Origin of the sequence: Promicromonospora sukumoe, from assembly GCF_014137995.1 — a bacterium.
GTDB classification, from domain to species: Bacteria; Actinomycetota; Actinomycetes; order Actinomycetales; family Cellulomonadaceae; genus Promicromonospora; species Promicromonospora sukumoe.
In genome coordinates this window covers 654,301-673,855 of sequence record NZ_JACGWV010000002.1, presented here as the reverse complement: position 1 = coordinate 673,855, position 19,555 = coordinate 654,301, and the positions used below count along the sequence as shown (strand labels likewise).

General features: G+C 74.0%; 13 protein-coding genes. 7 read left to right on the top strand and 6 right to left on the bottom strand.

What is annotated here, in order from left to right; all coding sequences use genetic code 11:
- Positions 1-145: 145 nt before the first annotated feature.
- Positions 146-1,492 (bottom strand): ABC transporter substrate-binding protein, encoded by a 1,347-nt coding sequence (locus tag FHX71_RS20005; RefSeq protein WP_182619210.1) that lies wholly within the window; start codon positions 1,490-1,492, stop codon positions 146-148.
- A 292-nt stretch (positions 1,493-1,784) separates the two neighbouring features.
- On the bottom strand, positions 1,785-2,309 hold the full coding sequence (locus FHX71_RS20000; protein ID WP_182619209.1) for a DUF2505 domain-containing protein: 525 nt from the start codon (positions 2,307-2,309) through the stop codon (positions 1,785-1,787).
- 133 nt (positions 2,310-2,442) lie between these two features.
- Here FHX71_RS20000 and FHX71_RS19995 point away from each other — a divergent pair, with 133 nt between their 5' ends.
- Positions 2,443-3,924, top strand: a complete 1,482-nt coding sequence (locus FHX71_RS19995) for a sensor histidine kinase (protein ID WP_182619997.1) — start codon at positions 2,443-2,445, stop codon at positions 3,922-3,924.
- A gap of 156 nt (positions 3,925-4,080) precedes the next feature.
- On the opposite strand, the gene FHX71_RS19990 is transcribed toward FHX71_RS19995, so the two are convergent.
- Positions 4,081-4,329 carry a WhiB family transcriptional regulator gene (locus FHX71_RS19990; RefSeq protein WP_026365970.1) on the bottom strand — a complete coding sequence of 83 codons (249 nt, stop codon included), beginning with the start codon at positions 4,327-4,329 and terminating at the stop codon, positions 4,081-4,083.
- A gap of 539 nt (positions 4,330-4,868) precedes the next feature.
- Between FHX71_RS19990 and FHX71_RS19985 the strand changes: the two genes are divergently transcribed.
- Positions 4,869-5,039 carry a hypothetical protein gene (locus FHX71_RS19985; protein ID WP_182619208.1) on the top strand — a complete coding sequence of 57 codons (171 nt, stop codon included), beginning with the start codon at positions 4,869-4,871 and terminating at the stop codon, positions 5,037-5,039.
- Here the strand turns inward: FHX71_RS19985 and FHX71_RS19980 are convergent.
- Positions 4,987-8,262, bottom strand: coding sequence for an FtsK/SpoIIIE domain-containing protein (locus FHX71_RS19980; protein WP_182619207.1), 3,276 nt, complete (start codon positions 8,260-8,262; stop codon positions 4,987-4,989). The two genes, FHX71_RS19985 and FHX71_RS19980, sit on opposite strands and share 53 nt — an antisense overlap.
- Before the next feature lie 381 nt (positions 8,263-8,643).
- Between FHX71_RS19980 and FHX71_RS19975 the strand changes: the two genes are divergently transcribed.
- The 3 genes from FHX71_RS19975 (at position 8,644) to FHX71_RS19965 (ending at position 14,906) form a co-directional block, all read left to right on the top strand.
- On the top strand, positions 8,644-9,477 hold the full coding sequence (locus FHX71_RS19975) for an ABC transporter ATP-binding protein (RefSeq protein WP_182619206.1): 834 nt from the start codon (positions 8,644-8,646) through the stop codon (positions 9,475-9,477).
- 41 nt (positions 9,478-9,518) lie between these two features.
- Positions 9,519-12,092, top strand: a complete 2,574-nt coding sequence (locus FHX71_RS19970) for an ABC transporter permease (RefSeq protein ID WP_246403348.1) — start codon at positions 9,519-9,521, stop codon at positions 12,090-12,092.
- Between the two features lie 105 nt (positions 12,093-12,197).
- Positions 12,198-14,906, top strand: a complete 2,709-nt coding sequence (locus tag FHX71_RS19965) for an FtsX-like permease family protein (protein WP_312877149.1) — start codon at positions 12,198-12,200, stop codon at positions 14,904-14,906.
- Between the two features lie 92 nt (positions 14,907-14,998).
- Here FHX71_RS19965 and FHX71_RS19960 read toward each other — a convergent pair whose 3' ends face one another.
- Both FHX71_RS19960 and FHX71_RS19955 read right to left on the bottom strand, forming a co-directional pair.
- Positions 14,999-15,694 (bottom strand): response regulator, encoded by a 696-nt coding sequence (locus tag FHX71_RS19960; protein WP_182619204.1) that lies wholly within the window; start codon positions 15,692-15,694, stop codon positions 14,999-15,001.
- A complete protein-coding gene (locus tag FHX71_RS19955; RefSeq protein ID WP_182619203.1) occupies positions 15,687-17,348 on the bottom strand; it encodes a sensor histidine kinase in 1,662 nt (553 codons plus the stop codon). Before FHX71_RS19955 ends, FHX71_RS19960 begins: the two co-directional genes overlap by 8 nt.
- A 153-nt stretch (positions 17,349-17,501) precedes the next feature.
- On the opposite strand from FHX71_RS19955, the gene FHX71_RS19950 reads away from it, so the two are divergent.
- Positions 17,502-18,185 carry a response regulator transcription factor gene (locus tag FHX71_RS19950; protein WP_026366105.1) on the top strand — a complete coding sequence of 228 codons (684 nt, stop codon included), beginning with the start codon at positions 17,502-17,504 and terminating at the stop codon, positions 18,183-18,185.
- A gap of 4 nt (positions 18,186-18,189) precedes the next feature.
- Positions 18,190-19,545, top strand: a complete 1,356-nt coding sequence (locus FHX71_RS19945; protein WP_182619202.1) for a sensor histidine kinase — start codon at positions 18,190-18,192, stop codon at positions 19,543-19,545.
- The last annotated feature ends 10 nt before the right edge of the window (positions 19,546-19,555 follow it).

Genomic DNA, 19,555 nt, shown 5'->3' with positions numbered 1-19,555 from the left:
GCGGTCTCGTGCCGGACGGGCACATCTGCGTACCGGCGCTGGAAGCGCTCCCACATCTGGGGTGTGGGAGCGCTACCACGCGACCTGATCGTTGCGGTCCGGGCCCTGCCGTGTCAAGGCGGGCAGGGGGCGAAGCCGGACCGGGTCACTGCTTGATGCGGAAGCCTCCGACGGTCTGGACCGCCTGGTTCCACGCGATCTCCGGGCTGTTCGTCCCGGCGTCGACGGCGGCCAGCGCGTTGTTGACCTCGTCGCGGATCGCGAAGTAGTACGGGCCCTTGTGCGGTGCGCCGTCGATCGACTGGGCCCGGGCGGTGAAGATCTTGCCCACCGGGGCGTTGTTGAAGAACGGGTTCACGTAGCCCTGCACGGCGTCGGAGTCCTGCGCCTCGAGCTGCGACGGGAACGCACCGGCGGTCGTGAAGGCCTCGGTCTGCTGCTCGGGAGCGGTCAGCCAGGCGGCGAGCTTCTTCGCCTCCTGCGTGTGCTGGCCGGCGGACGGGACGGCGAGGAACGAGCCGCCCCAGTTGCCACCGCCACCGGGGAAGACGTTGGCGACGTCCCAGCCCTGCACGCCCTCCGAGTAGGACTCGATCGGCCCCATCATCCAGCCGGGGCAGAGCATCGTGGCGAACGAGTTGTCCTGGAAGCCGGCGGTCCACTGCGGGGTCCACTGCTCCAGGCCGGCGGAGAGACCGTCGTCGATGCCGTCCGTGATCTGGTCGTAGATCGCCCGGACGTCGTTGTTGATCGACAGGTCGGTCGGCTTCTGCGTCGCCGGGTCCTCGAACGCGGCGGGCAGCTGGTTGACCATGCCCTGGAACATGCCGGTCGTGCCGTCGAACCACGCGGAGTCGGACTGCGCCGTGAACTGGCGGCCCACCTCGAAGTAGCGCTCCCACGTGGCGTCCTTGCCGCCGAGCAGCTCGGCGACCGCGTCGCGGTCGCTCGGCAGGCCCGCCTGCTCGAACAGGTCGGCGCGGTAACAGATGGCCTCGGGGCCGATGTCGGTGCCGTAGCCGAGCAGCTCGCCGTCCGACGTCGTGGCCTGCGCGACCTTCCAGTCCACCCAGCGCTTCGTGACCTCGGGGTCGGTCAGGTCCTCGAAGAGGTCCGAGTGCTCCATGAGCTCCGGGAGCCAGTCGACCTCGGCCGCGACCACGTCGGCGAGCTCCGAGCCGTCACCCGTGGTGAACGCCTTGAGCATCTGCAGGCGCGCCTCGTCGGAGGTCGGTGCCACGATGTGCTCCACCGTCACGTTCGGGTTCTCCTCGGTGTACCGGGCGAGCAGCTCGTCCGTGTAGCCGAAGTCGTTGAACGTGGACACGGTGAGGGTGATCGGGCCGTCGTCGCCGCCGCCCGAGCCCGCGGAGTCCTCGCCCAGGAGCGAGCCACATCCGGTGAGGGGCAGGACGAAGACCGCGAGCGCGGCGACGCCGGCGCGGTGGGAGGCGACGGTCCGGCGACGGTCCGGTCCGTTTTTGCTGGGCACTGGTACTCCTCGTGTTCGGTACGCGTGTCGATGCGTGAAAGCGATATCAGAGCACAAACTCGCCCACATCCGACACGAATGTTCGCTCAGGGTTCTAGCACCTCGCTGTTCCAGAAGGTGCGAGATGGAACGAACGTAAAGTACCAATTGAGAAACGATGTCTGAAATGCCGCAGTCGTGCCTGGAAGGGAAAATACTTGTCAGGATCTGAGCGGGGCGCACCGTCCGGCGCGATCCGCAAGGGCATCCTGGCAGGGGCATCCCCATCAGGGGAAGTCCCGTGCGGGACGGCTCAGGCCGTACCCGTGCGCTTGCCGGCGAGCCAGTCGCGCCCCGCCTCGGCCTCGGTCTCCAGCGTGGTGCGTACCGCGCTGACCGCCGCCTCCTCGATCACGGTGCCGAACAGGGGCACCGTCGCCCGGACGTCGCCCGCGTAGGTGAGGCGCGTACCGCCGTCGGGCAGGGCCGTCAGGGCCGCCGTGGCCGTGACCCGGACGGGTGCGCCCAGGATCTCGACCGCCACCGTGCCGGTGCGGCGGCCCTCGGACGCCGCCTCCCAGGCCTCGGCCTGGCGGATCTCCAGGTGGGCGCCCACGAACGGGCGTGCCTGCACGGGGATGATGTCGGTCGGCAGGGTGCGGCGGACCACCACGGTGAACCCGGTGACCGCGGTCCCCGTGACGTCGGCCTGCTCGACCACGCCGTTCACCGATCCGGTGGAGCGCTGGGCCCGCCACCGCACGAACGACTCGTCGGCGAGCATCGCGGAGACGTCGTCGATGTCTGCGGGGAACGTCAGGTCCACTGTCAGGTGCACGGGCTCTCCTCCTCGCGCCGACGGGGCATGCCGGTGGTGGAACTCTAACCGACGCGTTGCCGGCATCCGATCTGTGCGCCGCGCCCCAGCGGGCCTCGAAGCGGTTCCGACATAGGCTGGGCGCGTGTCCGCCATGAGTGACCTGATCCTTGAGCACGCCGACCTCGAGCCGGCCGACGTGGAGTGGCTGCATCTCCTGGTCGGCGACTGGCAGGTGGTCTCGGACCTCGCGTTCGCGGACCTCGTGCTGTGGCTGCCGACCGACGACGGGCGGTTCGTCGCCATCGCGCAGTGCCGGCCCTCGACGGGCGCGACCGTGCACTACGACGACATCGTCGGCTCGTTCGCGCCGGAGGGGCAGCGCCCGCAGCTCGCCAAGGCGATGGCCGAGGCGAAGGCGCAGCGCGCCCGCGAGCCGCGCTGGTTCGGCGCGTACGCGGTGCGGGAGGAGGCGATCCCCGTCGTCCACAAGGACACGGCGGTCGCGGTGATCGCGCGGCAGACCAACCTCGGGTCGGGCCGCACGCCCTCGCGGCTGGAGCTCAACTACGTCGAGGCGGCCGACGACCTCGTCGCGATGATCCCCCGGGGTGAGTTCCCCCTGCCGAACGCCGCGACCGGCTCCCGCCGCGGCGCGCCGCGCGTGGGCGACGGCCTGATCCGCCTCAACTCCGAGGGCGAGGTGCTGTACGCCAGCCCGAACGCGCTGTCGTGCTTCCACCGGCTCGGCGTGATCGGGCCGCTCGTGGGGCAGTCCCTCGTCGAGGTGACGGCCGACATGGTGGAACAGCTCCAGCCCGTGGACGAGTCCCTGCCGCTCGTGGTGATGGGGCGCGCGCCGTGGCGCACGGACATCGAGGCGCACGGGGTGTCGCTGTCGTTGCGGGCCATGCCGCTGACCGACCGCGGTCAGCGCATCGGCGCCGTGCTGCTGTGCCGCGACGTGTCCGAGCTGCGGCGGCGCGAGCGCGAGCTGATCACCAAGGACGCGACGATCCGTGAGATCCACCACCGCGTGAAGAACAACCTGCAGACCGTGGCCGCGCTGCTCCGGCTCCAGGCCCGGCGCATGGACGTGCCGGCGGCCAAGGAGGCGCTCGAGGAGGCCATGCGGCGCGTGTCGACCATCGCGCTGGTGCACGAGAGCCTCTCGCAGACCCTCGACGAGCAGGTCGAGCTCGACGACATGGTGGGCAGGGCGCTGCGCCTGACGGCCGACGTCGCGTCGGCGGACACCTCCGTGCGGACCGTGCGCACCGGCTCGTTCGGGATGGTGCCCGCGCAGGACGCGACGCCGCTCGCGCTCGTGCTCACGGAGCTGGTCACCAACGCCGTGGAGCACGGGTTCGTGGGGCGTTCCGTGGGCACGGTCGAGATCGCCGTGGAGCGCGAGAACTCCGACCTGCGGGTGGTCGTGGCCGACGACGGCGTGGGGCTGCCCGAGAACGGCGGCGCCGGCGGGCGCGGGCCCGGCAGCGGCCTGGGCACGCAGATCGTGCGCACGCTGGTCACCAACGAGCTCGGCGGGACCATCGAGTGGTCGGCGCGCGAGGGCGGCGGCACCGAGGTGGTGCTGCAGCTCGTGCTGCGGGTCGCGGAGCCGGCCCGCTCCTGACGCGTCAGGCCGCTGACGTGTCAGACCCACAGGTCACCCGGGTGACCTGTGGGTCTGACACGTGGATAACGACGCGAGCCACGCCTGGGCGGAGGGGGTGTGCTCAGGCGTGGCTCGCGGAGAATGTGGTGCTGGGTGGTGCTGTGCTGCTGTCGGTCAGCCGGCGCGACGAGCGCGCGCGGTGCGGCGCTTGAGCGCACGGCGCTCGTCCTCGCTCATGCCGCCCCAGACGCCGGCATCCTGGCCGGACTCGATTGCCCACTTGAGGCAGGTGTCGACTACGTCGCAGCGACGGCACACGGCCTTGGCCTCCTCTATCTGCAACAGGGCGGGGCCCGTATTGCCGATGGGGAAGAACAGCTCGGGGTCTTCTTCGAGGCATGCTGCGCGGTGGCGCCAGTCCATGGTCACGTACTCCTTGGAAGGAACTTCCCACCGTCCGGCTCGCCACTAGGGAGCATCGTCGTCGTGCGTCTGGGGCGCGCAGGTCTGGTTGTGGATCGTTTTCCGATCCCTGTGCGCCAGGCGGCGACCGACGGGGGTGTGTTCGGGGGTGTGTGGGATTGCTGCGTCTAGGTTCACACGCTCGTGAACGCTCGCACAAGGGGTTACGGCGAAGTTTCTCAGCCGTGAACCCTGAGGTATCCGTCACACTATTGTGAATACCCCTGTCACCAGTATCCTAGTCCGTCGTGCCAGTACTGGAAGCCTTTTTCGCGCCCCGTGTCCCGGCGTTTCTTCGTGCCCTCGTGATCGGCGTCATGGCTGAGGTGATCGGCCTCGTTGCTTTCGCCGTGGTGTTACTTGGTGAACTCCTTACGGGCGGTTCCTCGTCACTAGGCGTGAGTCTCTTTCTGGTTCTCTTCCTGCTGGGAGTTGCCTGGGTTCTCGTGGTGAGCTGCCGGGCACTTCTCGCAGGTCGCCGATCCGGCCGCGGACCCGTCGTGACCTGGCAGCTCTTTCAGATCATCGGGTCGATCGCGGCGGTCGGCAGCGGCGGCGGGCTCGCCGTCGTGCTCGGGTGGGTGGCCCTCGTGGTCGCGGTCGCCGTCGGCGTGCTGCTCATGACGCCCTCCGTCGTCGCGGCGACGTCGGGGACCCGCTCGGAGGACTGAGAGCCCCGGTTCGTTCCGGTTCGCGTTGGTCCGGTCCTATCCCGTCTGGTTCCAGCCTGCCGGGGTCCAGGACCTGGCACAGCGCCGGTTCGCCCCGGCCGCACCACGCGGCCCGTCCCGGCGGTCCGCCCGCGCCCGCGAGCCGGACCGGGGCGCCGAGCACGACGTCGGACGCGCGGTCGGTGCCCAGCAGCACCAGACGCGGCCCGAACCGTGCCGCGAGGCCGCCGACCGACGGGCCGTCGGCCGTCACCGCGAAGGCGATCCCCGACCGCAGGGCCGCGGCCGGCAGCGCGCCGCGCGCGTCCTCGATGCCGTCGACGAGCACGAGGGTGCGGTCGACGTCGGGCGTGCTGGTCCCGGGCGTGACGGGCCGGGGCGTGCCGGTGCCGGTACCTGTCCCGTTGCCGTTGTCGACGGCGTCGGGCAGCAGGTGGGCGAATGCCCCGGCGTCGTCCGGGCGGTGGGTGCCCCCGTAGGCGGGATGGTGCGCCAGCGCGGCGAGACCTGCGGCGTCGCGCGCGAACCCGTGGACCGTCCACCCCTGCCGCAGCGCGGCCAGACCGAGGGTGACCAGTGCGGTGGTGCGCCCCGAGCGGGCCTGCCCGACGACGGCGAGGTGGCCGTCTTCCGGCCGCCAGGTGACGGTCGTGCGGCGCTGCCGGTCCGGGTCATCGCCCAGCGCGAGCGCGAGGCCGGCCCGGTCCCGGCGGGCGCGCGGCGGGAGGCAGGCGACCCCGGCCGACCGGGGGAGCGGGGGCAGCCAGGGCGGTTCGGCCGGCCGGTGCCCCAGCGCCTGCGCGGCGTGGCGAGTGGCGTCGACGACCAGGGTGGCGACGTCGGGCCCTGCGCTATCCCGGCTGGCGGCGTCTGCCTTCGCGGGGCTCCGTACCGCGTCGGCCGGTACCGCGATGACCAGGGCTGACGCACGGCCGACAGCCCGGGCCGGGGCCCGGCGCACCAGGGGCGTGCGGGCCTCGGGCGCCGCCGTGGCGTGCGCGCACTGCAGCACCGCGGGCGGCGCCGACCCGATCCGGAGCACGGCCCGGCCCGGGGCCGTGCGGGGGAGGTACGCGGCGGCGGGGTCGTCGACGACGTCGCGGGACTCCAGGGGGTCGGTCACCCGCAGCGCGACCCGCGCGCTGACATTGGCTCGCAGGTCGGGGCCGACGGCACCGCCCGGCCGCTGGGTCGCGAGCACCAGGTGCACACCAAGCGACCGCCCCTGCGCCGCGACGCGGAGGAGTGCGGGCAGGAACGCGGGCAGGTCGTCGGCCAGGGCGCGGAACTCGTCGATCACGACCACCAGCCGGGGGAGCACACCGGGCGCGAGCGCGACGACGTCCGCCACGTCGTGGTCGGCGAGGACCCGCTCCCGGCGCCGTAGCTCCGCGCGCAGCCCACTGAGCGCCCGCGCGGCCAGCCCGGGTTCGAGGTCGGTGACCTGGCCGACGACGTGCGGCAGCCGTCCGCACACGCCGAGGCTCGCGCCGCCCTTGAAGTCGACGAGCACGAGAGCGAGGTCGGTGGGGGACCGGGTCAGCGCCAGCCCGAGCACGAGCGTCTGCAGCAGCTCGGACTTGCCCGAACCCGTGGTGCCCGCGACGAGCAGGTGCGGGCCGTCCCGGACCAGGTCCAGGAGCACGGGCCCGCCGTCCGCGCCGATGCCGAGCGGCACGGCCCAGCCCTCGGCGCCCGACCAGCGGGCGGCGACCAGGTCCGGCCCGGGCACCTCGTCGAGGCCGTGTGCCCTGGTCAGGGACACCGTGGCCGGCAGCCGGGGGTCGTCCGGGCGCGCCACGGGCCCTCCGGTCCGGGCAGCGCCGCCGAGCATCCCGCCCGAGCCGCGGCCGACGAGATCGTCGCCGGTGCCTGAGGGTCCGCCGAGCGCCGCGGCCGTCCGGCCGAGCCAGGCCCCGCCCGCGAGCAGCCGGGCCAGGTGCTCGGCCCACTCGGCAGTGACGCCGACCAGCGGGACGACCCGCGCGGCGCCGTCCGGCGCGGTGATCCGGACCCGGCGTGCGTCGAGCACCCGCACGACGGAGCGGCAGCCGGGCGGCACGGTCCCGACGGACATCACGAGGGCGGGCGGTACGGGTCCGGCAGTCGCCGCAACTGCGCCGGGCGCCCCGGGACCGGAGGGCACGACGTCGCCGACCGCTGCCCTGCCCCCGTCCGGCAGCCCGTCCACGACCAGCACCGTCGGCCCGCCCCCGGGCAGCCAGCGCAGCCAGGACCAGCCCGGGGCGTCGTCGGCGACCCGGACCGCCGCACCCCGCGCGGCCGGCCCGGCGACGAGCGCGCGGGCGACGGACCGGGCCAGGTCACCGGGGCCGAGCACGGCGACGCAACCGTCCCGCAGAAGGGCGGCCCACGGCGCGCCAGGCCCGGGCGCCGGCCCCCGGGGAGCCGCGCCGGAACCGGGCCCACCACCGGCCTTGTCCGCGGACCATGCCTCCCGCGCCGCCGCCCACGCGCCCGTCGAGACGTGGGACGCGGCGTACGCGAAGGCGAGGAGGTGCGCGGGACCGGGGAGCTTTCGCACGGTGCCCCGGGTGCCGTCGCGCGGCACCGTTCGCTGCCGCGCCGCACGGAGCTGTGGAGCGGCGACAGCCAGGCCGACCAGTGCGAACACCGCCAGCACGGGCTGCCGCAGGGCCGCCGCGAGCACCAGCGAAGCGACGGCCGGGAGCAGCACGAGCGGCCACGAGAGCCCGCCCGGCGCGGCCGCGGGCCCGGGCCCGAGCCAGGTCGCCGGGCCCCGCGACCGGCGGATCACGAGGCGCCCGCCGTGCCGCAGCCGAACCCACGTCCGGAGCGCGGCCCACGCACCGCCGGCACCGACGACCGTCCCGGCGGCGGGACCGGCCACCCGGACCACCAGCCAGCGCCCGGCGAGACCGGCGCCGGGCCCGGCACGGGTCGGGTCCCCGCCACCCGCCCCACCATCGCCCTCCCCGCCGTCCGCCCCGTCCCCGTTGGAACCAGGCCTCCCCGCCCGCAGCACCACCCCGGGCAGCAGGGGCCGCACGCCGACCACCTGGTCGTCGCCCAGGGCGGCGCCGTCGGCGGTGAGCCGCGCCCACCGCAGCTCTGGCCGGCGGACGAGCGCCGCGAGGGGTGCGCGCAGGGCGCCCAGGCGGGCGCCCTGCCGCAGCAGGAGGTCCTCGCCGGGGTGCAGGGTCACGCGCACGGCGCCGTCGGACGTCGGGGTGGTGGTCATGCCCCCAGCCTCACCGCCGTCGGGCACCTCCGGGGCTGTGACCAGGGCTTCTGTGCACAAACCCAGTTTCCACAGGCCCGGCGTCGCGCTCCCTGGGGCACAACCCCTGGGGGACTGCCCCTACCCGGGGCTGACCAGACGTACGACCAAGGGATGACGAGACCAGGGAAGGATCAGGCCGACGCCCGATGCCGTGACCGCCCCCGGCTCCGTAGGTTCGTTGATGCCGGCCGAACCGGGGTCTCCCCGGGAAGGCCGGACCACTTCCGGGCCGCAGACGGGAAACCTTCCCGCAGGCATCGCCCGGTGCGAGCCACCACCGGCGGCCCGCCCGCACGACCCAGCAGCGCCCTACCAAGCGTCACAACCGAGGAGATTCTCGTGGACACCACCGTGTACGTCCCGGCGGACCAGCCCGCCCCCGGCCCGGACAGCGCCGCCCGTGCCGTACGGGCCCGGAACCTGACCAAGACGTACGGCAAGGGTGAGGCGATCGTGCGCGCCCTGGACGGCGTGGACGTCGACTTCGAGCAGGGCAAGTTCACCGCGATCATGGGCCCGTCCGGTTCGGGCAAGTCGACCCTGATGCACCTGCTCGCGGGTCTGGACTCCGCGACCAGCGGTCAGGCGTTCCTCGGCCAGACCGAGATCACGGGCCTGAACGACAAGTCCCTGACGAAGCTGCGTCGCGACCGGATCGGGTTCGTGTTCCAGCAGTTCAACCTGCTGCCGATGTTCACCGCGGAGCAGAACATCACCCTGCCCGTCGAGCTGGCCGGTGCCACCCTGGACAAGGCGTGGCTGGACACCCTGGTGGAGACCCTGGGCCTGACCGGCCGTCTCACGCACCGTCCGGGTGAGCTCTCCGGTGGGCAGCAGCAGCGGGTCGCGATCGCGCGTGCGCTGATCGCGCAGCCCGACGTCGTGTTCGCGGACGAACCGACCGGCAACCTCGACTCGCGCTCCGGCGCCGAGGTCCTGTCCTTCCTGCGCCGTTCGGTGCGGGAGCTGGGCCGCACGATCATCATGGTCACCCACGACCCGTCGGCCGCCGCCTACGCGGACCGGGTGGTCCTCATCGCGGACGGCCGCATCGCGGGCGACATCAGCGATCCGACGCCGGAGTCCGCGATGGCCGGTCTGGACGCCCTGCGCACCCTCGAACCCGCCGTCACCACCGGAATCACCGGCGCCGTGTCCGGGGCGGGTGCGTGATGTCCGCTTCTTTCCCCACAGCGCGCCTCACCCTGGGGCAGATGCGCCGCAGCACCGGCCGCCTCGCCGCCGCCGGTGTCGCGATTGCCATCGGCACCGCGTTCGTCGCGGCCACGCTCCTGGTCGGCAACATCATCACGAGCACCACCTACGACCAGGTCGCCGCCCGGTACGCCGACGCCGACCTCGTGGTGTCCGACGACTCCTACGCCCTGACGCCGGACGACGTCGAGGCCGTACGGGCCACCGACGGTGTCGCGGCGGCCGACGGGTCCCTGAGCACCTATGTTGCGCTCAACCACGGCGGCAAGACGATCTACCAGTCGATCGTCCCGCAGGCCTCCGACCCCCGGCTCTCCCCGCTGGCCCTGACGGACGGGGCGTGGCCGGAAGGGGCCGACAGCATCGCCCTCCCGGCGGACGTCGCCGAGCGGTTCGACCTCGGCGTGGGGGACACCGTCTCCGCCAGCCGCTGGGTGATGGACGACGAGCCCACCGTCGCGGCCGACGGCACCAGCTACTACGACGGTCAGGACGTCGACGAGAAGCTGAAAATCTCGGGGTTGGTGGACGACCCGAACCAGGCCTTCGCGCTCGCCGGCGGCATGGCCGTCGTCGCCCCGGAGACCATGGCCCAGTGGCTCGCCGACGACCGGGAGCCCGGTCAGCCGGAAGAGCTCCAGGAGATCGTCGTGGCTCTCGACCAGCCCGGCGACCCGGCCGCGGTCGACGCGGTCCGGGACGCGCTCGCCGAGGCGGTTCCGGCGGCCACCGGCGTCGTGACCACGCAGGAGTACGCCGAGGAGGTCGTGGCAGGCCTCACGGGCGGCCAGAACATCATCTTCCTGGTGTTCGTCCTGGGCTTCGCCGCCGTGGCGCTCGTCGTCGCGGGCCTCGTCATCGCCAACACCTTCCAGGTGCTCGTCGCGCAGCGGTCGCGGACCCTCGCCCTGCTCCGCGCCGTCGGCGCGGACACCGGCCAGATCTACCGCAGCGTCCTGCTCGAGGCCGCCGTCCTCGGCCTCCTCGCCTCGGTGGCGGGCGTGCTCCTCGGCTCCCTGCTCGTGCAGGGTGGCCTGCTGGTGGCGCCGGCCTTCGGCCTCGGGGTCCAGCTCCCCACGACCATCGCCGTGAGCGCGCCCGTCGTGCTCCTCCCGCTCGCCGTCGGCGTGCTGGTGACGCTCGCCGCCGCGCTCGCCCCGGCCCGTGCGGCCTCCCGCGTGGCTCCGCTCGCCGCCCTGCGGCCTTCCGACGCGCCGACGCTGCGCGGTGCCGGCCGCGCCCGTGCCGTCCTGGCCGGGCTCGCCACCTTCGGCGGGCTCGCCGTCATGGCCGGCGGGGTCTACCTGGGCATGACCGACAAGGCGGACATCGGCGTGCTGGCCGCCGTGGCCGGTGGCTGCGTGTCACTGGTGGGCGTGGTGATCGGTGCCGTCTTCTGGCTGCCCAAGGTCGCCGCCGGTATCGGCCGCATGATCGGCTCGGCCGGCCCCTCCGCCCGTCTCGCGGCAGCGAACACGCAGCGCAACCCGCGTCGTACCGCGGCGACGGCGACCGCCCTGCTCATCGGCGTCACGCTCGTCTCCATGATGACCACGGGCGCCGCCAGCGCCCGGCTCGCCATGGACGAGGAGCTCGACGCGCTGTACCCCGTGGACCTCCAGGTCTCCTCGACGTCGTACGGCGCGGCGGGCGACCTGGTCGCCCTGCCGGGCTCCGTGACCGACGCCGTGCGCGGCGTCGGCGACCTGCGCGCCGTGGCCGAGGTGACCACGTCCACCGCGACCGTGGGCGGGGGCGTCGAGTCGGTGGTCCCGGTCACCGCCGCGGAGCCCGAGCAGCTGCGGGAGGTGCTGAACACCCCGGGCGACGTCGCGTCGCTGGAGCGCGGCACGTTGCTCCTGCCCGACCGGGTCGCCGAGAGCTACGGCCTGGAGGGCCAGGACAGCCTCACGCTGACCGGACCGGCCGGCGAGGTGACCCTGGACGTCGTCCGCACCGACCTGCGTGCCTCTTCCGCCTACCTGACCCCGCTCGACCTGGCCGCCTTCAACCAGGACGTGGCCGCGAACACCCTGTGGGGCAGCGTCGCCGAGGGCCAGGACCCGGCGGACGCCGTCGCCGCCGTGCAGGACGCCGTCTCCGTGACCGGGGAGGCCGTGGACGTGACGGGCGCGGTCGTCGAGCGGGAGGCCTACGAGGAGGTGATCGACGTCGTCCTGGGGATCGTCGTCGGCCTGCTCGCGGTGGCCGTGATCATCGCGCTCATCGGCGTGGCGAACACCCTCTCGCTGTCCGTCGTCGAACGTACCCGCGAGAACGCGATGCTCCGCGCGATCGGGCTGTCCACCGGGCAGCTGCGGGCCACGCTCGCCGTCGAGGGCATGCTGATCGCCGGCGTCGGCGCGGTCCTCGGGATCCTGCTAGGCCTCGTGTACGGCTGGGCGGGCGCGGCCTCGGCCCTGTCCATGGTGGGCACCGTGCCGCTCGCGGTCCCGTGGGTCGAGATCGCGATCGTCCTCGCCGTCGCCCTGGTCGCCGGTCTGGTCGCCTCGGTCGTGCCGGCGCGGGCCGCCGTGCGCACGCGCCCCGTCGCGGCGCTCGCGACCGAGTAGGAGGAACAGGTAGGGCGCAGGTCAGCACGCAGCAGCCGCAACGACTCGAGGGAGAGATCTCGTGGACACCAACGTGCACGTACCGGCGGACCGTTCGGCTTCCGCGTGCTGACCAGCCCCACCCTCCGGCTCACCCTCGTCCAGATGCGGCGCAGCGTCGGCCGGCTCGCCGCGGCGGGCCTCGCCGTCGTCATCAGCACCGCGTTCGTGGCGGCGACGCTCCAGGCGGGCACCGTCATCACCCGCACCACGTACGACCAGGTGGCCGCGCAGTACGCCGACGCCGACCTCGTGGTCTTCGACCGCGAGGGCACCATGACGGCGGCGGACGTCGACGCGGTGCGGGACGTCGACGGCGTCGCCGCCGCGGACGGGTTCCAGGGCGCGTACGCGGAGCTCGTCCACGGCGGGCGGGCGGTCTACCAGTCTCTGGTGGGCGCCCCGTCCGACCCGCGGCTCTCGCCGCTGGTCCTGGCCGACGGCGCGTGGCCGGACCGGCCCGACCGCATCGCCCTTCCCGCCGACGCCGCCGAGCTGTTCGGCGTCGGCGTGGGCGACACGATCACCTCGACGCGCTGCATCCAGGGGGAGCGCCCCGCCGTCGACAAGAACGGCGCCGAGTGCTTCGGCGGCCGGCAGGCCGTCGAGCGGCTCACGGTGTCCGGCGTGGTCGACGACCCGCGGGGCGCGTACGCGGCGGGCGGCGGCGTCGCCGTCGTCACCCCGAAGGCCCTGCGGGACCGGCTCGCCTCCGTCCCGGCCGACGGCGGGAAGGCCGACGCCGGGAGCGCCGACGGCGCTGGCCGCAAGAAGGCCGACGCTGCCGACGGCAAGAAGGCCGATGCCGCCGACGGCACGAACACGGCCGGTCCCGCCGGCATGCGGACCCTCGTCGTCGCCCTCGACCACCCCGGTGACCCGGCCGCCGTCGCGGCGGCGCGGGACGCCCTCGCCGCCGCGGTCCCGTCCGCCACGGGCGTGACCACGCCGCGGGAGTACGCCCAGGACGTCGTCTCGGCGATCTCGGACGGCCAGAACATCGTCTACCTCGTGTTCGTCCTGGCCCTGGCCGCGGTGTCCCTGGTGGTCGCGGGCCTCGTCATCGCCAACACGTTCCAGGTGCTGGTCGCCCAGCGGTCGCACACCCTCGCGCTGCTGCGCTGCGTCGGCGCGGGCACGGGTCAGGTCTACCGCGGCGTCCTGCTGGAGGCGGCGGTCCTGGGCACCGTCGCGTCGGCGGGCGGGATCGTCGTCGGGTCCCTGCTCGTGCAGGCCGGGCTCCTGGTCGCGCCGAACTTCGACCTCGGCGTCACGCTGCCGCGGTCCGTCCCCCTGAGCCTGCCCGTGGTGCTCGGCCCGCTCGGCGTCGGCCTGCTGGTGACGCTGGCCGCCGCGCTCGCCCCCGCGCGGGCGGCGTCGCGCGTCGCCCCGCTGGCGGCCCTGCGCCCGTCCGACGCACCCGGCCGCCACGGCACCGGGCGCGGCCGGGGCGTGCTCGCGGCCCTCGCGACCCTCGGCGGGCTGGTGCTGCTGGGTGCGGGCGTGGCGCTCGGCATGGACGGCAGAGTCGACGTCGGCCTCTTCGCGACCGTCCTCGGCGGCTCGGTCTCGCTCGCCGGCGTCATCGTCGGGTCGGTCTTCTGGCTGCCGCGGGTCGCCGCCGGGTTCGGGCGCCTCGTGGGCGCCGGCGGACCGGCCGCCCGCCTGGCCTCGGCCAACGCGCTGCGCAACCCCCGCCGCACCGCCGCGACGTCGACCGCGCTGCTCATCGGCGTCACCCTCGTGTCCATGATGACGACGGGCGCCGCCAGCGCCCGCGCCGCCCTCGACGACGAGCTCGACGCCCGCTTCCCCGTCGACCTCCAGCTCACCGGCACCACGCTCGACCGGGACGGCGCACCGGCCGCCGTGCCCGCCGTCGTCACCGAGGCGCTGGCCGACGTCGACGGGCTGGGCGCCGTGGTCCCGGTGACCAACCTGTCGGCCGAGCGGGCCGACGGCGGCCGCCCCGTGCAGGTCGCCGTCGTCGACCCGGCCGACCTGCGCGCCGTGGCGAACACGCCCGCCGACGCCGACCTGCTGCGCCCCGGCACCCTCGTGGTCCCGGAGCGGGCGGCCCGGTTGTACGGCCTGGAGGGCGCAGACACCGTCGAGCTCACCGGCCCCGGCGGCGACCTCACGCTCGACGTCGTGCACAGCGGCTCCCGGTCCGACCGCGCCTACCTCACCCCGCACGACCTCGACGCCCTCGCCCCCGACCACCCGGCCGGAGAGCTGTGGGCGGGCGTCGACGACGAGCACGACGCCGCCGACGTCGTCACCGCCGTGCAGGACGCGGTCTCGACGACCGGGGAGACCGTCGGGATCGCCGGGATCGTCGTCCAGCGGTCCGCCTACCAGCAGATCATCGACGTGATCCTCGCGATCGTCGTCGGCCTGCTCGCCGTCGCCGTGCTCATCGCCCTGATCGGCGTCGCCAACACCCTGTCCCTGTCCGTCATCGACCGCACCCGCGAGAACGCCATGCTGCGCGCCATCGGGCTCTCGCGCGGCCAGCTCCGGGCCACGCTCGCCGTCGAGGGCATGGTCATCGCGGGCGTCGGCGCCGTGCTCGGCGTGCTGCTCGGCCTCTTGTACGGCTGGGCCGGTGCCACCACGGCCCTGTCCACCCTCGGCACCGTGCCGCTCGTGGTCCCGTGGCCCGACGTCGCCGCCGTGCTCGGCGTCGCCCTCGTGGCCGGGCTGGTCGCCTCGGTCGTGCCCGCACGGGCCGCCGTCCGGATCAGGCCGGTGGCAGCCCTAGCCACCGAGTAGCCACCGACCAGCCACCGAGCCGCCGCTGAGTGCTGGGTAATTGCGCCCGGAACGGCCGCGGAAGCGCAAATACCCAGCACTCAGCGAGCGGGTCAGGAGCCCGGGCGGACGAGGCCCGTCTCGTACGCCGTCACCACGGCCTGGACCCGGTCGCGCGCGTCGAGCTTCGCGAGGATGCGGCCCACGTGCGTCTTGACGGTCGCCTCGGCGACGAACAGGTCGGACGCGATCTCCGTGTTGGACCGCCCGCGCGCCATGAGCACCAGGACCTCGCGCTCGCGGCCCGTGAGGCCGGCCAGCGCCTCCTGCGGCCCCGCCGCCTCCTCGGGCGGCAGCGCCGTGACCAGGCGCTCCATCAGCCGCCGCGTGGACGACGGCGCGATCACCGCGTCGCCCTGGTGCACGGTGCGGATCGCCGTGAGCAGCTCCTCCGGCTGGGCGTCCTTGAGCAGGAACCCGCTGGCGCCCGCGCGGATCGCGTCCAGCACGTACTCGTCCAGGTCGAACGTCGTCAGCACGACGACGCGCGGGTCGCCCGCCGCGACGCCGCCGTCGCCCAGCAGCGCCCGGGTCGCGGTCAGGCCGTCCATCCCGGGCATGCGCACGTCCATCAGCACGACGTCGGACACCGTGGCGGCGAGCCGGCGCAGGGCGTCGCGGCCGTCGTCGGCCTCGACCACCACCTGTAGGTCGGGCTGGGAGTCGATCACCATCCGCAGCCCGGCGCGGACCAGCGGCTGGTCGTCGACCAGCGCGACCCGTACGGGCGCGTCGAGGGCCTCAGTCATCGTTCTCCTCGGTCGTGGTGCTCGGTTCGGTGGTGCTGCGTTCAGTGGTGCGGCGTTCGGAGATGCTGCGCCCGGTCGTGCGGGCAGCGGCCCGCGCGGGCTCGTCGCCGGTCCCGGAGGACGCGGGGGGTACAGCGGGCTCGGCGGGCTCAGTGGGCTCCGCGGGCTCGGTGGGCTCAGTGGGTTCGGCTGCCTCCGTAGGGCCGACGGCGTCCACGGGCCCGGCCGGTTCGGCGAGGCCCTCGGGGTCCGCGAAGGCGCCGGCGGGCGGCCGGTCCGCGGCCCGCGGGATCGGCACGACGAACCGGACCGAGAACCCGCCGCCGCGCCGCGGCCCGGCGGTGAGCGTCCCGCCGAACATCTCGGCGCGCTCGCGCATCCCCAGCAGGCCGAAGCCCGCCGCGGGCGCCGCCTCGGCGGGGCCGGGGGAGCCGTCGGCCGCCAGGCCGCGGCCGTCGTCGTCCACGCGCAGCTCCACCTCCTCCTCGCCCCAGCGCAGCAGCAGGGTGACGGCGGGCCGGGGCCCCGCGTGCTTGCGCACGTTGGTCAGGGCCTCCTGGCACACGCGGAACAGCGTGAGCCCGACGCCGGGCGGCAGCCGCCGCTCCACGCCCACCCGGGCCCAGGAGACGCGCAGGCCGTCGTCGCGGGCCTGGTCCACGAGATCACGCAGGTCGGTGACGTCGGGCTGGGGCCGCAGGGGAGCGGCGGCGGGCGGCGTCGCGGGACGGGCGCCGCCGGGACCGCCGGTGCCGTGCGCCGGGCCGGCCGTACCGGCAGCCCCGGCCGCGGCTCCCCGGGCCGGGAGCGCGCGGGCCGGGTGGTCGGGCGCGACCAGGCCCAACGGCGTCGTGCTCCGGTCCGGACCCTCCCGCAGCACGCCCAGCAGGCGGCGCATGTCGGCCAGCGCGGCGCGTCCGGTCTCGGCGATGGTGCCGAGGGCCCGCTCGGCGGCGGCGGGGTTCGCTGCCGCGGCGTACCGGCCGCCGTCGGCCTGCGCGATGACCACCGACAGGGAGTGCGCCACGATGTCGTGCATCTCGCGCGCGATCCGGGACCGCTCGGCGGCCGTGGAGATCTGGGCCTGCTGGTCGCGCTCGATCTCCAGCCGCTCGGCACGGTCGCGCATGGCGACGAGCATCGACCGCCGTGACCGGCGGACCAGGCCGAACGCGAAGGCGCAGGCCAGGAACATCACGATCACCACGACCGTGCCCGCGGTCGGGCCGAGGTCCGGCCCGTAGTCCGACCCCTGCATCTGGAACCACATGGTCGCGCCCACGACCAGCGGGCCGACCACGGCCATCCCGCACGCCATCAGGTACGCCCAGCGGGGCCCGTAGACGGTGACGCAGTACATCGACACCAGCACGGCCAGGTCGGCGGGCATCAGCACCGGCACGTGGAAGACGACGAGCTGCACCATGCACGCCACGAAGACGGCGACGCACGAGGCGACCGGCCGGGTGCGGCACCAGGCGAGCGGCGCGACCACCGCGGCGGAGATCAGGGCGGCCTTGGTGGAGGAGAGGTAGTAGGGGGCGCTGTCGCCCGCCGTGACGGCCACGACGACCACGGCCAGCGCCGTGATGACGAGGTCCATCACGAACCGGTACCGCTCGGACCAACCTGCCCACCGTTCGTACCAACCCATGCAGGTCAGAGTAGGTGGAACCGTTGCGCCGGCGCGTCATACCGTGGTAGCACTTGCGCCATGGCGGTATCAGCCGAAAGGATTCGGTACGACGCCTGTCAAGAGGCGTGACCGGGTAGCGCCAGAGCGTCGGTTATGCCCTACGATGGCGAAATGACTCACGTACTCCTAGCCGAGGACGACCCGGCCATTGCCGAGCCGTTGGCACGAGCGCTCTCCCGTGAGGGATACGACGTCGTCGTGCAAGGAACCGGCAAAGGTGCGATCGAGAGCTCGACCGGTGCGGACATCGTCGTTCTGGACCTGGGCCTTCCCGACATGGACGGGCTCGATGTCGCGCGCGAGATCAGGGCCAATGGCCTCACCGTTCCCGTCCTGGTGCTGACCGCCCGCGCCGACGAGGTCGACCTCGTCGTGGGCCTCGACGCAGGTGCCGACGACTACGTCACCAAGCCCTTCCGCCTGGCCGAGCTGCTCGCCCGCGTGCGGGCGCTGCTGCGCCGCTCGCACGGCGAGACCGGCGAGGAGGAGGAGCTGCACGCGCAGGACGTCCGTGTCGACGTCTCCGCGCACCGCGCCTTCCAGGGTGACCGCGAGCTGCACCTGACCACCAAGGAGTTCGACCTGCTGCGCGTCCTCGTGCAGAACGCGGGCTCCGTGGTCGTCCGGGACACGCTGATGCGCGACGTGTGGGGCTCCGACCCGGTCGGTTCGACGAAGACGCTGGACATGCACGTGTCGTGGCTGCGCCGCAAGCTCGGTGACGACGCCAACGCCCCGCGCTACGTCTCCACCGTGCGCGGTCTCGGCTTCCGTTTCGAGATCGGGGCGAGCTAGCCAGATGCGCGCCCGCGTACTGCAGGCGACGATCGCCGCGGTTGCGGTCGCGGTCCTGCTCCTGGGCATCCCGCTCGCGATCTTCGGGGCCCGGTACATCTACGGCCAGGAGGTCCAGCGGGTCGAGACCCGGGCGCAGGACCTCCTGGCTTCTTCCGTCAACTCCTACGAGCGCAACCGCTCGGCCGCCGAGGCCGGCTTCGTCGACCAGTCGGTCGTCGACCGCGCCGTCCAGCCGCAGGGCAACGACATCGTCGCCTTCGTGACGGTCAACCAGCCGAACGGCGAGCAGCTCGTCTCGGGCGAGCCCGTGGCCGGCGCCACCATCGACCGCGGGCTGACGTCCGAGGAGCAGCCCGTCATGGGCGTGGTGGTCTCCGTCTCGGCCTGGCCGGCGTACATCAAGGCGATCAACGTCGTGGTGCTCGTCGTGTTCGGCAGCGTCGGCGCGTTCGCCGCGGGCGCCGTGACGGCGGCCTGGCAGGCGAACCGGCTGGCACAGCCCTTCGTGTACCTCGCTGCCTCGGCCGAACAGCTCGGCGCGGGACAGGTGCGTCCACGGCTCGATCCCTCCGGGGTGGAGGAGATCGACCTCGTGGCGGCCGAGCTGGCCCGCAGCTCGGACCGGCTCGCGGCGCGGCTCGCGGTGGAACGGCAGTTCACGTCCGACGCCTCGCACCAGCTCCGCACGCCGCTCACCGCGCTGACGATGCGCCTGGAGGAGATCACGCTCACCTCCAGCGAGCCCGAGGTGCAGGAGGAGGCCCGGATCTCGCTCGAACAGGTGGAACGCCTGGTCGGCGTGGTCGACGACCTGCTCGCCCGCTCCCGGCGCGCGCAGGGCGGCACCACGGAGTCCGTGGACGTCGCCGTCGTCTTCCTCCAGCAGGAGGAGGAATGGCGGGAGTCGTTCGAGCGGGCCGGCCGGCACCTGAACGTCGAGGACTCGGGCGGCGCCCGCGTGCTGGCGACGCCGGGTGCGCTCGCCCAGGTGCTGTCCACGCTGCTGGAGAACTCGCTCAAGCACGGCGGCGGCACCACGACGCTGCGCATCCGCGAGGGCCAACGCGGTGCCATGGCCGTCGAGGTCACGGACGAGGGCGAGGGTGTGCCCGAGGACATGCAGGGCAAGATCTTCGAGCGCGGCGTCACGTCCGGCGCGGGGACGGGCCTGGGCCTCGCCCTGGCGCGCGACCTCGTCGCGGCCGACGGCGGCAACCTGCAGCTCACGCAGCGCACCCCGCCGGTGTTCTCGGTGTTCCTCTCGGGCGTGCCGAAGACCCTCGACCCGCACCAGGTGCTCCCGGTCGGGTCGAAGATCTCCACCCTCGGGCAGAAGAAGGTCCGCGGCCGCCGGTAGGCTTCACCGA

What these genes read in the sequence shown, in the direction of transcription:
- FHX71_RS19995 (WP_182619997.1), top strand. Translation starts at nt 2,443, where the DNA reads ATGAGTGACCTGATCCTTGAGCACGCCGACCTCGAGCCGGCCGACGTG.
- FHX71_RS19990 (WP_026365970.1), bottom strand. Translation starts at nt 4,329, where the DNA reads ATGGACTGGCGCCACCGCGCAGCATGCCTCGAAGAAGACCCCGAGCTG.
- FHX71_RS19980 (WP_182619207.1), bottom strand. Translation starts at nt 8,262, where the DNA reads ATGACCACCACCCCGACGTCCGACGGCGCCGTGCGCGTGACCCTGCAC.
- FHX71_RS19970 (WP_246403348.1), top strand. Translation starts at nt 9,519, where the DNA reads ATGCGCCGCAGCACCGGCCGCCTCGCCGCCGCCGGTGTCGCGATTGCC.
- FHX71_RS19960 (WP_182619204.1), bottom strand. Translation starts at nt 15,694, where the DNA reads ATGACTGAGGCCCTCGACGCGCCCGTACGGGTCGCGCTGGTCGACGAC.
- FHX71_RS19955 (WP_182619203.1), bottom strand. Translation starts at nt 17,348, where the DNA reads ATGGGTTGGTACGAACGGTGGGCAGGTTGGTCCGAGCGGTACCGGTTC.
- FHX71_RS19950 (WP_026366105.1), top strand. Translation starts at nt 17,502, where the DNA reads ATGACTCACGTACTCCTAGCCGAGGACGACCCGGCCATTGCCGAGCCG.
- FHX71_RS19945 (WP_182619202.1), top strand. Translation starts at nt 18,190, where the DNA reads ATGCGCGCCCGCGTACTGCAGGCGACGATCGCCGCGGTTGCGGTCGCG.